At 57.5% G+C, this 13,356-nt stretch carries 8 protein-coding genes; 1 reads left to right on the top strand and 7 read right to left on the bottom strand.

Annotated features, from left to right (window positions below):
• Nucleotides 1-9 precede the first annotated feature (9 nt).
• From ACAW74_RS11860 to ACAW74_RS11830, 7 genes are all read right to left on the bottom strand, one after another.
• Nucleotides 10-1,665, bottom strand: coding sequence for a TldD/PmbA family protein (locus ACAW74_RS11860; RefSeq protein WP_370698417.1), 1,656 nt, complete (start codon nucleotides 1,663-1,665; stop codon nucleotides 10-12).
• Nucleotides 1,666-1,983: 318 nt separating this feature from the next.
• Nucleotides 1,984-3,345, bottom strand: a complete 1,362-nt coding sequence (locus ACAW74_RS11855; RefSeq protein ID WP_370698416.1) for a TldD/PmbA family protein — start codon at nucleotides 3,343-3,345, stop codon at nucleotides 1,984-1,986.
• Between the two features lie 125 nt (nucleotides 3,346-3,470).
• On the bottom strand, nucleotides 3,471-5,111 hold the full coding sequence (locus ACAW74_RS11850) for a TldD/PmbA family protein (RefSeq protein ID WP_370698415.1): 1,641 nt from the start codon (nucleotides 5,109-5,111) through the stop codon (nucleotides 3,471-3,473).
• A 103-nt stretch (nucleotides 5,112-5,214) separates the two neighbouring features.
• On the bottom strand, nucleotides 5,215-6,546 hold the full coding sequence (locus ACAW74_RS11845; RefSeq protein WP_370698414.1) for a TldD/PmbA family protein: 1,332 nt from the start codon (nucleotides 6,544-6,546) through the stop codon (nucleotides 5,215-5,217).
• A 115-nt stretch (nucleotides 6,547-6,661) separates the two neighbouring features.
• A complete protein-coding gene (locus ACAW74_RS11840) occupies nucleotides 6,662-8,320 on the bottom strand; it encodes a TldD/PmbA family protein (protein WP_370698413.1) in 1,659 nt (552 codons plus the stop codon).
• Between the two features lie 180 nt (nucleotides 8,321-8,500).
• A complete protein-coding gene (locus tag ACAW74_RS11835; protein WP_370698412.1) occupies nucleotides 8,501-11,401 on the bottom strand; it encodes an outer membrane beta-barrel protein in 2,901 nt (966 codons plus the stop codon).
• Nucleotides 11,402-11,449: 48 nt separating this feature from the next.
• Nucleotides 11,450-12,316: a GLPGLI family protein gene (locus ACAW74_RS11830; RefSeq protein WP_370698411.1), complete on the bottom strand. Its 867-nt coding sequence runs from the start codon at nucleotides 12,314-12,316 to the stop codon at nucleotides 11,450-11,452.
• 244 nt (nucleotides 12,317-12,560) lie between these two features.
• Between ACAW74_RS11830 and ACAW74_RS11825 the strand changes: the two genes are divergently transcribed.
• Nucleotides 12,561-13,346 (top strand): ABC transporter substrate-binding protein, encoded by a 786-nt coding sequence (locus tag ACAW74_RS11825; protein ID WP_370698410.1) that lies wholly within the window; start codon nucleotides 12,561-12,563, stop codon nucleotides 13,344-13,346.
• The last annotated feature ends 10 nt before the right edge of the window (nucleotides 13,347-13,356 follow it).

Here is a 13,356-nt window from a genome sequence, read left to right as displayed (position 1 = left end):
GGCCTTGAACTATATTTTTCGTGCTGTATTGATCACATTGACGCCGTTGAAGCGGGTGGTGGCTGAGCCGTGCGATACCGAACTCGACTGGCTGGGTTGCCCCTTGCCGTCGAAGAAGGAGCCGCCGAGGCGGTAGTCACGTTCATCGCAAATAGCCGAGCACGAGTTCCAGAATTCCTGCGTGTTCGACTGGTAGGCCACATCTTTCAACATCCCGGCGATCTCGCCGTTCTTGATTTCGTAGAACAACTGCCCGCCAAATTGGAAGTTATAGCGTTGCTGATCGATCGAAAACGAGCCATCCCCCACGATATAGATGCCTTTCTTCACATCCTTGATCATGTCCTGCACCGACAGCGGCGTTTTACCGGCAGCCAGTGATACGTTGGGCATGCGCTGGAATTGCACCGTACCCCACGAGTCGGCGTAGCAGCAGCCGTGCGAGGCTTTCTCGCCAATAATCGCCGCCTGATCCCGAATGGCCTGGTAGTTCACCAGTACGCCGTCTTTGACCAGGTCCCACTGCTTTGTTTTGACGCCTTCGTCGTCGTAGCCCACAGCTCCGAGCGAACCGGGTTGCAGCTTATCGGCAAAGAGGTTGACGATCTTGCTGCCGTAGTTGAAATTCTTCGACTGCCACTTGTCGAGGGTGGCGAAGGACGTACCTGCAAAATTGGCTTCGTAGCCCAGCACGCGGTCGAGTTCGAGCGGGTGACCCACCGATTCGTGGATCGTCAGCCACAGGTTACTGGGGTCGAGCACCAGATCATATTTACCCGCCTCAACCGATTTGGCCGACAGCTTTTCTTTGGTCTGCTGGGCGGCGGCAATCACGTCTTCGAGCATGTCGTACCCTTTGTTGTAGCGGGTCGTTACACCCGTTACCTTATCGGCGGGGTTGGTCTGTATGTACTCATACCCCATACCTGACGGCGCGCTCAGGGCCTGCCGCGTCTCGAATTTGCCCGACTTCTGATCGATACTGGTTACGTTGAAAATGGGCCAGATCCGGTGCACATCCTGATCGGCGTAGGTACCGTCGCTGGTGGCGATGTACTTCTGCTCATTGACCAGAAACATCACCGAATTGACGTAGTTGGCCCCGTTTTTCATCGCCGCCGCGTTTACGCCCAGTAGCAGGTCGACTTTCTCGGCAATGGGGACTTCAAACGCGTTTTTCTGGATAGGTGTTTTCCAGCTCACCTCGCCATAACCCTGCTGCGGCGCCAGCTGCACCGGCTGCTTGAGCAGGCGGGCGTTGGCTTTGGCGATGGCTACTGCCTGTTCGGCGGCGCGGGCCATGTCGGCTTCCGTTTTGGCGTCGACGATGGCCGCAAAACCCCAGCAGCCGTCGGCAATCACCCGCACCCCTACGCCGTAGCTTTCGGTATTGACAATGTTTTGCACCTTGTCTTCACGCGTGATGACAAACTGGTTGAGGTAGCGCCCGATACGCACATCGGTATAGGTGGCCCCTTTGGATTTGGCCGTGTTGAGGGCGGCGTCGGCGAGTCGTTTTTTGACGGCCACGTCGAGACCCCGTTCGAGCAGAACGGCAGCGTCGACGGGACGGCCGAGGGTAGGAGTGGCGGCGGCCAGCTGGCTGGGAAGAAACAGACCGGCTGTTCCCATGCCCATCAGATTGGCAAAATGTCGGCGATTCATTGGTTGGGTGTACTGAGGTTTGATGAGTGTTTTGCTTGAACGATGGCTAAAGCCAGAAGAGGTGAAAAAAAGCTATAAGGTTGCATGCAGGCCCATAATTCTATCTGCTTGACCTGCACTTTTGGTTCGCCTACTGTGCTGATTTATTGTCGATACAGTGTGCCTATTTTAAGAGCAGTAGAATCAAAATTAGCGGAAAGACCAGTGCTCAGGAATGGCAAAATGATGAACGGCAGACAGCGAAAGGGCTGAAACACAAGTTGTGCTTCAGCCCTTTCAATTGAGTATTAACCTTCTGTGTGAGCAGTTACCTGTTGTCTACACCGCGTCGCTCAGGCTGCTGAACGTGAAGTCCCGAATCTTCATGGGCGGGATCAGGTTGCCGTTGGCCCGGACGGGTTTGCCCAGCGCCTCCACGTTATTGAGCATGATGACGGGGCTTTCGTTGAAGCGGAAGTTTTTCACCGGAAACTTCAACTGACCATTCTCAATATAGAACGTTCCGTCGCGGGTAAGGCCCGTATACAACAGCGTTTGCGGGTCAACCGAGCGGATATACCAGAACCGCGTTACCAGAATGCCTTTCTCAGTGCTCTTGATGAGGTCGGCCAGCGACGCCGAACCGCCCGCCATGATAATGTTAGACGGGGGCGGGGTAGCCGCAACGCCTTTCTTCTCGGCCCAATAGCGCGAGTACGACATATTCTTGACCACGCCCTTCTCGACCCAGGTTGTTTTCACCTGCGGCCGACCGTCGGGACCACCACCGCCAAAGCGACCGCCGCCCCCGCCACCACCGCCCGCGCTAAAGGGCGAGCCGGGGACTTCGAGGTTTTGCGGATCGGTGTAGATCGTAACGCGCTCGTCGAACAGCTTTTCACCGAGTCGGGTGCCGCCGCCTTTTTTGCTTAGAAACGAGCGCCCTTCATCGGCGTTACGGGCGTCGAGGGCAAAGAAAAGTCCGTTGAGTAAATCAGAAGCGGCGGTTGGCTCCAGGATCACGGTGTACTTGCCTGGTTCGAGCGCCCGCGCATTGACCGACGCGGCCGCCTTTTGCATGGCAATTTCGGTGGCCTGCTTCGCGCTGAACTGACTCACGTCGTTGTAGTCCCGGATAACGTACCCAGAGCCGAGGCCATCGGCGGTGCGCACGGTTACCGAGAAATCGGCGCTGGTCGCGCGGTTGTAGCCAAACAAGCCTTTGCTGTTGGCGATGGCCGTGAAGCCCGTTGTATCTTCCAGGTAACCCGCTGCCGTGAGGTTTTTCTTGGCGCAGGGCTCGATGCTGTCGATAGCTACCTGCGCCCGGTACGTTGGGTCGATCTTGGCGGTGCTTTCGGCGTACGACTTGGTGTCCAGGTACGTTTGCGGCCCCAGCATCGGCATGTATTCCGGGTTTTCGGGCGCAAGTCGGGCGATTTCTTCGGCCCGACGGACCGTTTTCTCCAGCGACGCATCATCAAACTCGTTGATGGTGGCCGTGCCGGAACGCTGCCCGAACACCGACGTGACGGCCAGACTCATGTTATTCGACTCGCCCGAGGTCGACACCGTATTGCGGGCGTACCGGATGTTCCCCGTGCGCCCGCCGCTCAACGTCACCGCTGTTTCGTCGGCTTTGGCAAACGAGAGGACTTTGTCGGTGATGCGTTTAGCTTCTTCTTTGGTTAGTATAGCCATATAATGAGGTTCAAGGTTTAAAGTCTAAAGTTCAACGCGGTCCGCCGCTACGGTTGCGCTGTCCAATGAAACAATGACAATGGCCTCGCGATGCCAGCTTTGAACGTTGAACTTTAGACATTGAACTAGATTTTCCGTGCCGTATTGATTACGTTGACGCCGTTGAAGCGGGCGGTGGCTGAGCCGTGCGATACCGCGCTCGACTGGCTGGGTTGCCCTTTGCCATCGTTGAAAGCCCCACCAAGGCGATAGTCACGCTCGTCGCAGACCGCTACGCACGAGTTCCAGAATTCCTGGGTATTGGCCTGATAGGCCACGTCTTTGAGCATACCGACGATCTCACCGTTCTGAATCTCGTAGAACAGCTGCCCGCCAAACTGGAAGTTGTAGCGTTGCTGATCGATCGAGAACGAGCCGTCGCCGATGATGTAGATGCCTTTTTTGACGTCCTTGATCATCTGCTCGACCGACAGTGGCGTTTTGCCCGCTTCGAGCGATACGTTGGGCATGCGCTGGAACTGTACCGAACTCCAGTTGTCGGCGTAGCAGCAGCCGTGCGAGGCTTTTTCGCCGATAATCGCCGCCTGATCCCGAATAGCCTGGAAATTGACCAGCGTTCCGTCACGCACCAGATCCCATTTTTTGGTCGCTACGCCTTCATCGTCGTAGCCCACTGCGCCCAGTGAACCCGGCTGCAATTTGTCAGCGACCAGATTGACCTGCTTCGAACCGTAGTTAAAATTCTTCGATTTCAGCTTGTCGAGGGTGGCAAACGACGTACCGGCGTAGTTGGCCTCGTAGCCCAGCACGCGGTCGAGCTCAAGCGGGTGGCCCACCGATTCGTGGATCGTCAGCCAGAGGTGGCTCGGGTCGAGTACAAGGTCGTACTTGCCGGCTTCGACCGATTTGGCGTTCAGCTTTTCCTTGGCCTGTTTCGCCGCCGCCGTAATGTCTTCGAGCATGTCGTAACCCATTTTATACCGGGTCGTGATGCCGCCGACTTTATCCGCCGGGTTGACTTGCAGGTAGTCGTAGCCCATGCCCATCGGGGCGCTCAGCGAATTGCGGGTCGAGAATTTACCGTTTTTCGGATCTACGGCGGTTACCGTGAAGTTGGGCCCGATCCGGTGAATGTCCTGGTCCGAATACGTACCGTCGGTGGAAGCAAAATACTTCTGTTCATTGACCTGAAACAGGACATTGTTGACGAAGTTGGCCCCGTTCTGCATGGCAGCGGCATTGGCAGCCAGCAGCAGGTCGACTTTCTCCTTGATGGGCACCTCGAAGGCGTTCTTCTTGATAGGCGCTTTCCAGCTCACCTCGCCGTAGCCTTTCTGCGGGGCCAGCTGCACGGGCTCGGTCTGAATCCGGGCGTTGGCTTTGGCGATGGCGACGGCCGTTTGGGCGGCTTTGGCCACGGTGGCTTCATCCTTCGGGTTGGCCACGGCGGCGAAACCCCAGCAACCATCGGCAATCACGCGGATACCTACCCCGTAGGATTCGGTGTTGACGATACCCTGCACGCGGTTTTCGCGGGTGATGACAAACTGATTCAGGTACCGGCCAATGCGCACGTCGGCATAGGTGGCGCCGCGCGCTTTGGCTGCATTCAGGCCGGCGTCGGCCAGGCGTTTCTTCGTGGCCACGTCGACACCCGGCTCTAGCAGGGCTTCCGGGCTGACAGTATGCGAAAAGGCGGGTAGGGTGGGCATCAGTATGCCGGCAGTCCCCATGCCCAACAATTGGTTAAAATCTCTGCGATTCATGGAAAAGAAGTTTACCGTTTCCAGTTTGGCGTTTCCAGCGGCTTCACGCGCTAGTAGTACCCGTGCGCCAGCCAACGCCAAACTGAAAACTCAAAAACGGATTTTATACAGCGTCAGAAAGCGATGAGAAGGTGAAGTCTCTGATTTTCAACGGCGGTACCAGGCTGCCACCAACGCGGACGGGCTTGCCCATCGCTTCGAGGTTGTTGAGCATGATAACGGGGCTCTCGTTGAACCGGAAATTCTTTACTGGGAATTTGATCTGCCCGTTTTCGATGTAGAACGTTCCGTCGCGGGTGAGGCCCGTGTAGAGCAGCGTTTGCGGATCGACGGGACGGATGTACCATAGCCGGGTTACCAGGATGCCTTTCTCGGTGTTTTTGATCATGTCGGCAAGCGAAGCGGTACCCCCTTCCATGATGAAGTTGCCGCCGGGCGGAATGGCCTCGACGCCTTTCTTCTCGGCCCAGTAGCGCGAATACGACAGGTTTTTGACCACGCCTTTCTCCACCCAGGTGACCCGTTTCTGCGCCCGTCCGTCGCCCGTCCAGGCGGCTGTGGGTACGTCGGGATTCAGCGGATCGGAGTAGATGGTGACGCGCTCATCGAAGAGTTTTTCGCCGAGTCGGGTGCCGCCGCCTTTTTTGCTCAGAAACGAGCGGCCTTCGTCGGCGTTGCGAGCATCCATCGACCGCACCATCGCCGCCAGCAGCGACGCATCGGTGTTGGATACCAGCGCGGCCGGCTCCAGAATTACGGTGTACTTACCCGGTTCGAGCGCCCGTGCATTGACCGACGCCGCTGCCTTCTGCATGGCAATGTCGGTGGCTTCGCGGGTGTTCAGCTTCGATACGTCGGTTACGTCGCGGGTAGCGTACCCAGAGCCCAACCCGTCGGCGGTACGTACCGTCACCGAAAATTCGGCGGAAGTTTCGCGGTTATAGGCCGAGAGTCCTTTGCTATTGCCGATGGCGTTGAAGCCCGTCGAGTCTTCGAGGTACCCGGCGGCCGTCAGGTTCTTTTTGCGGCAGGGTTCTAGGCTGTCGAAAGCGGCCTGCGCCCGGTAGGCCGGGTCGATTTTGGCGGTGCTTTCGGCGTAGGGGTTGGTCTTCAGGTACGTTTGTGGCCCCAGCATGGGTACGTACTCAGGGTTCTCAGGCGCGAGCCGGGCGATTTCTTCGGCCCGACGAACCGTTTTTTCAATCGACGCGTCGTCGAGCTCGTTGATGGTGGCCGTACCCGACCGTTTGCCATACACCGATGTGACAGCCAGCGAAATATTGGTGCTTTCGCCGCTGGTCGACACCGAGTTACGGGCGTAACGAATGTTGCCCCGCCGCCCGCCGTTCAGGCTCACGGCCGTTTCGTCGGCCTTCGCGAAGCTCAGCGCCTTGTCAATAATTCGTTTCGCTTCTTCTTGTGAGAGAATTGCCATTTTGAAGGAGTTGTGCAGTCCTCCGTCTTCAGTCCTCAGTTGCGCTGCTAACGTACCCAACTCGTGGTATAGCAGCGCAACTGAGGACTGAAGACGGAGGACTCGTTAACTGTCTTTAGATTTTCCGTCCTGTGTTGATTACGTTGACGCCGTTGAAGCGTGTGGTGGCCGAACCGTGCGATACGGCGCTGACCTGACTGGGTTGCCCCTTGCCATCGAAGAACGAGCCGAACGTGCGGTAGTCGTCCTGATCGCAGAGTTGCGCGCATGAATTCCAGAACTCCTGCGTGTTCGACTGGTAAGCCACATCGTTGAGCATTCCGGCCAGTTGCCCGTTCTTGATTTCGTAGAAGAGCTGCCCGCCAAACTGGAAGTTATAGCGTTGCTGATCAATGGAATACGACCCCCGGCCGATGATGTAGATGCCCTTTTCGACATCCTTGATCATGTCGTTGACCGACCGTTTTTCGGTGCCGGCTTTCAACGATACGTTAGGCATGCGCTGGAACTGTACCGAACTCCAGTTGTCGGCGTAGCAGCAGCCGTGCGAGGCTTTTTCGCCGATAATTGCCGCCTGATCGCGGATCGCCTGATAGTTCACCAGCACGCCATCTTTGATGAGGTCCCATTGTTTGGCCGGAACGCCCTCGTCGTCGTAGCCGACTGTACCGAGGGTGTAAGGCTGCGTTTTGTCGGCGACGATGTTGACCAGTTTCGAGCCGTAGTTGAAGCTCTTGGTTTTCCACTTGTCGAGGGTGGCAAACGACGTACCGGCGTAGTTGGCCTCGTAGCCCAGCACGCGATCGAGTTCGGTGGGGTGGCCTACCGATTCGTGGATCGTCAGGCCGAGGTGATTCGGGTCGAGTACGAGGTCATATTTACCCGCCTGTACGGTTCGGGCCGTGAGCTTTTCCTTGGCCTGTTTGGCGGCCATGATGGCGTCTTCCACCATGTCGTAGCCGTTGCGGTAGCCAACCAACCCGTTGGGGCCGGGAATTTTCTCTGAGGCCGATCCGTCGAGGTACTCGTAGCCCATGCCCATCGGCGAGCTGATAGCGTCGCGGGTCTGGAACTTGCCCGCCTGCCGGTCGGTGGCCGTAGCGGTGAAGGTTGGCCAGATCCGGTGAATGTCCTGATCGATGTACGAGCCGTCGGTGGAGGCGAAGTACTTCTGTTCGTTGATAAAAAAGAGGTTGGACTGCATGAAGGCGGCCCCGTTTTTCATGGCCTCCCCGTTTACTTTCAGCAGCAGATCGACTTTCTCCTGCACGGGTACCTCAAAGGCGTTCCGCTTGATGGGCGTTTTCCAGCTTACATCACCCACGCCTTTCTGCGGGGCCAGCTGCACGGGTTCTTTTTGCAACCGGGCATTGGCCTTCGCGATGGCGACGGCCGTTTGGGCAGCTTTGGCAATGCCGTCGGGCGTAACGTCGGAGGTGGCCGCGAAGCCCCAGGTGCCGTTGGCAATCACGCGCACACCCACGCCGAAGCTCTCGGCATTGGTCACGCTCTGCACACGATTTTCGCGGGTAAACAGGTATTGCTGTAAGTAACGACCGATGCGTACGTCGGCGTAGGTCGCGCCTTTGCTCTTGGCGGCATTCAGCGCTACGTCGGACAGCCGTTTTTTCGTAGCCACATCAATGCCCGGTTCGAGCAGCCGTTCGGGCGAAACGGCGTAACCCATCACCGGGATGCTGGCCACAGGTACGTTAGCCAGCGACAAAGCCCCCAATCCGAGCCCTGCCTGTTGAATGAAGTGTCGTCTATTCATGCACAGTCTTTTGAGTTTCCGTTAAAAATACGGCCAAACGCCGCACACGGCAACAGATTGTGATGAATGGAGCGGATTTTACCGCCATATCCGGAAGCAAACAGACCAGAAGGCAGAAGAATCATGAAATTGTTCACGAATCTGGCACGAACCAGTCAGCCAAGGTGTGATGGCTCCTTCCTAGTTGGCCCGCATAGGCGCGAAGTAGCGGATGGTGTAGGCAAACGTGAGCATCACATACCGACGCAGTACCAGACTCTGCGTGTCTTCGACATACGTTTCGCTGGTGTTGCGCGTGATGCTGCGGTTCTGGTTCAGCAGGTCGTAGCCCGTCAGTCGCCATTCGCCCTGTTTGTTGCGGAACAGGTACTGACCCACGCTGGCATTCAGCAACACGAATTGCTGGTTGTAGCCCGCCGCCCGGCCTGCGTTGGCAATAAAATAAGCATCGGTTTGGGCAAAGAAGCGCTGACCAAACCGATGGAAACCCCGGAAATTGCCCGTGGTGGTCAGGTAGCGGGCATTTTGCTGCGGTTGGGCCGAGTAGTTGGCGATGGAATAGGTGACGTTGCCCGACAGAAACAAATCGGTTTTCTCATTCAGGTTGGTGTTCAGGCTCAGCCCCTGCCCAAGCCCCACCGTCAGCGAACGGTTCAGCAACTGGTTGACGTAGCTGATACCGCGCGAGCCGTTGACGTTGGTGGTCAGGTTAATGTTGACGCGCTGCCCGCCCCAGGTAGCCGGTTTGCCGTAGCTGATAAACCCGAAGAACGAATAAAAGCCATCGGCATTGACCGGCTGAATAATCTGCGTACCGGCCTGCGTGATGGTTGTGGCGTTAACAACGCGGTTGTACGTATTGGTGAGACTCACCGACGCCACAAAATTCTGAAAGGTACTCTGGTTGAACGTGCGGTAATTGAGATTCAGCGAGTGCGAGTATTCGGGCCGAAGTTCGGGGTTACCGCGGCGAATATACAGCGGGTTGCTGTTGTCGTCGATGGGCTGCAACTGGGTAACCGACGGCGCGTTGACGCGGGTGCGGTAATCAGCGGTAAAGTTGCGGCTGCGACCCAGGTTGTACTGGAACCGGGCGTTGGGCAGCATGTTGAAAAACGACTTGCTGATCCGGGTGTCCCTGCTAAGGTTGTCCGATTGCAGCGAGGCTTCCTGCGCGTCGAAACCCAGCGTGTATTGATATTTCACGCGCCGGAACTGGTACGAAATGCCCGCCCGGTTGGTCAGAAAGAGGTTATTGAAGCGGTTAGTCAGGTTGGTATTGACGCGGTCATACTGCCCCGTGGCTTCGTTGAAATCATCGACCCGGCGGTCCGATTCGTTGTTGCTGCTGCTGAGCGAATACCGAAACTCCAGTGTTTTGGCTAAAGATAGCGGCTCGGTATACGACAGGGTTACGTTGTTGGTGATAGCGTCGGTGAGCTGGCGGTTCTGCTGGTTGATGTTGGTGGCAAATGGCCCCGTTCCCGACGTACCTGGCGTGAGCGTACTGCTGCCAGGTACGCTCGTTAGGCTGCCTACGTCCGTTGACCGCGCAAACTCGTTTCGCGATTGATTCAGACCCGTGCTGTTCTGATCGTTGATCGTCGTGACCACGTTGGCCGAGAAGGTGCGCCCCCGCCGCTTGAACTTATGCATCCACAACAGCACGTTGGTGCCCGACAGGTTGCGCCCCTCGTTGCGGAACGTACCTACACTGCTGTTGAGCAGGTTACCGGCCGCGTCGGTGGTACGGCTGTCGCTCGCACTGTTCGACACGTTGGGCGAATAAGTCAGGTTCGGAATGACGCGCAGTGAGTTCATTGAGTCGAGGCGCCAGTTGAGCTGCACGTTGAAGCGGTGCGAGGTGTAGGTGTTGTCGCTTTCGTTCCGGCTGTTGGTCAGGTTCACCGTGGGTGTGCCCCCGTTTCGGCCCGGAATGGTTGTTTCGCGGAAGTTGGTTTGCTGGTTTCGCGTGTTGGTCTGGTTCAGGAAATAGCTGCTGCTCAGATCGACTTTGGTGCCCAGCGCATCGGAGAAATTGAGCCCGCCCGCCAGCGCCCGCGTGATGCCCGTTGGCCCCAGACCCGTGCTGCCTCCGCCACCCTGACCACCGCCACCACCAACATTCGTGACGGTCTGACGACCACCGCCTCCACCGCCGCCCTGGTTGCCACCACCGCCAAACTGCGCACCGCCCGCACCTAGACCTTCGCCCGTAAACCCCTGCTGGTTGATGTTGTTGAACTGCCCAATGGCCGATAGCTGCTGCCCATTATTGAAGCGGTTTACGCCCAAACGTACCTGGTAGCGCGGATCGCTGGACTCGTCGGCACCATAACCCGCTGCATTCTGCCCGAAGACGCCCCGCCGCCGATCGCGTTTGGTGACGATGTTGATGGTGCGGTCACGCTCGCCATCATCGACGCCCGAAAACTGCGACTGGTCCGACTGCCGGTCAAACACCTGTACCCGCTCTACCATATCGGCGGGGAGGTTGCGGGTAGCCATTTTGGGGTCATTCCCAAAAAACGGTTTGCCATCCACCAGCACGCGCTTCACATCCTGCCCTTGTGCTTTCAGGTTGCCATCGCGGTCGACTTCCATACCCGGTAGCTTCCGAATCAAATCCTCGACCTGTGCGTTGGGTTGCGTTTTGAACGAGCCGGCATTGAACTCGAGTGTATCGCCCTTCACGCTCACCGGCGCGCGTTCGGCTTTCACGGCTACCTCGCCCAAGGTTTGCGTCTGGGGCTGTAACAGCAACGTACCCAGCGTCACGTCGGGCCGGTCGGCGGTGATGGTCACGCGCAACGCCTTTGGCTCATACCCCACAAACGTTACCAGAACCCGGTACGTACCTGCGGCCACATTTTGCAGCCTGAAATCGCCGTCGCCACCCGTGCTTTGCACCTGCACAAACGACGAGTCCCGCGCCGTAAGCAGCGAGATATTGGCCTCAAGCAGCGGTTTGCGGGTGGTCGAGTCGAGCACGATACCCTGCACCGTACCGATACGCGGCTGCGCTTTTTGGGCGAATAAAGAAAGAGGAAGCAGCAGCAGAAACAGGAAAAAGTGGCGCATGGAGTGGAAGGGTGTGGCCGGCCTGAGAGCCCTCAGGCCGGATCGATTTTATTCCCGATTGGGCATCGGCATGTTCATTCCGCGCTGTTGCCGGAAATTGGCCATCGCTTTGCGACGCACCTCGCGCAGCTCATCAGCCGAAACGGTTTTGGCATCGGCGCTGGGCAGCAGCGTGGCCGCGTCGACCAGGCCTGCGTTGAGCTTGGTGGCGCGGTAGGTCAGGTCGTCGCTTTCGATGGCCAGCACCACGCCTTTATCAGGCGTAAACTGCGGGGCTGGTGAAAACGTATAGGGAAGATCGGTCGTGACCCACACCGTGCAGGGTTGCTCCTTAACCGTACAGGTGATTTTCTGGCACGTATACCCCAGCAGCTTCTTGGTTTTGTTGGTAGCCTGCCAGTCGGCGGGGCGTGTGACCGGTGTTTCGGAGCGGTACGATTCCTTGTGTAGTGAATCGGCGGTGACGGTCATAATCTGCACCGTTTTGCCCGTCGACAGGTCGGTATACTGCGTTTCCTCAAACGGTGCCCGGAAGTTGCGCATCTGCTCCATCCGGCGCATCTGCTCGGGCGTTGGGGACGGTGGCGGGGTACCATTGCCATCGCCTCCGCCGGGGCCCCGCATCATAAACGTCCGGTTACCGCCCCGAGCCATCGGGTTGCGCTTGGCCCAGCCGCCCCCAAACTGAAAGCTTTCTTCGCCTTCCATCGTTTCGGGTGGGTTGAAGGTCGCGCCGTTAGGCATGGTGCCACCGGGCCGAATCTCCTGCCCGTTGATGTTGATACGCATATTGGCCGGGTCGAACCGGCGCATGGTTTCGTAGGTGATGGTGCCCGAGGTAGGCGCTGTTTGGGCAACTACCGTCCCGACCGTCAGCAGCAGCGCCGCCAGGAGGATGTAACGAGGTGAGTTCATGTTGGTATAGACGCGGTTGGGCAACGCAGCGTTGCATCTTTGCTGTCACCAAGATATGGCCTGTTAGGTGAGGACTAAGCTGCCTGCCAGGTGCTGTGCCGACATACACCTTATCTGTGCCGACCTAGGCCCTGTGTTGACCGACGAACTGATGGATAGCCGCAAGTCAATAAAATATAATGGCGGCTATCGGGCCGTTTGGTGGGTCGCTGCGTTTACTTTGGCAAGACAACGTACCTGAGTTATGAGCCTACCGCCCCGTCAGCGGATTGTTTCGCTGGTTCCGTCGCAAACCGAACTTCTCTTTGATCTGGGTCTTGATGAAGCCGTGGTAGGCGTCACCAAATTCTGCATTCATCCCGCCGACAAAGTCCTTCAGAAGCAACAGGTTGGTGGTACAAAGAATGTGGATATTGAGCGCGTAAGGGCGTTACAACCCACGCTGATTATTGCCAACAAAGAAGAGAACACCCGAGCCGATGTCGAGGCCCTGCAAGCCATCGCTCCCGTGCACGTAACCGACGTCGTTACCCTGCCCGACGCCTACGCCATGATCCGCGAGGTGGGCCAACTCGTTGGCCGAAGCGCCGAAGCCAGCCAACTGGCCTCGCAGATCGAGGCATCGCTGGACAACCTTTGGCACAACGTACCCAGCAGTATAGCTAAATACAAGCCCACTGGGCGAAGGCCACGCATAACGTACCTGATCTGGCGGAAGCCCTGGATGGTAGCCGCCGCTGATACGTTCATCAACGCCATGCTGGCGAAAGCGGGTTGGGATAATGCCTTTGCTCATCAAACGCGGTACCCCGTTGTCTCGGCCGATGATCTGGCCGCTGCCCAGCCCGATTGGGTTTTTCTGTCGTCGGAACCCTACCCGTTCAAAGAAAAACACATCATTGAGTTAAAGGCGATTTGCCCAACGGCGCGCGTCAGGCTGGTTGATGGCGAACTTTTTAGCTGGTACGGAAGTCGACTGCTACAATCGGCAACGTACCTTTCCTCTTTCTTCCCTTACTTTACAGAATAAATCGATTGCC

Source organism: Fibrella musci, from assembly GCF_041321105.1.
GTDB lineage: Bacteria > Bacteroidota > Bacteroidia > Cytophagales > Spirosomataceae > Fibrella > Fibrella musci.
Note: the sequence above shows the minus strand (reverse complement) of the source record. Positions and strands in the feature narration are given on the sequence as shown.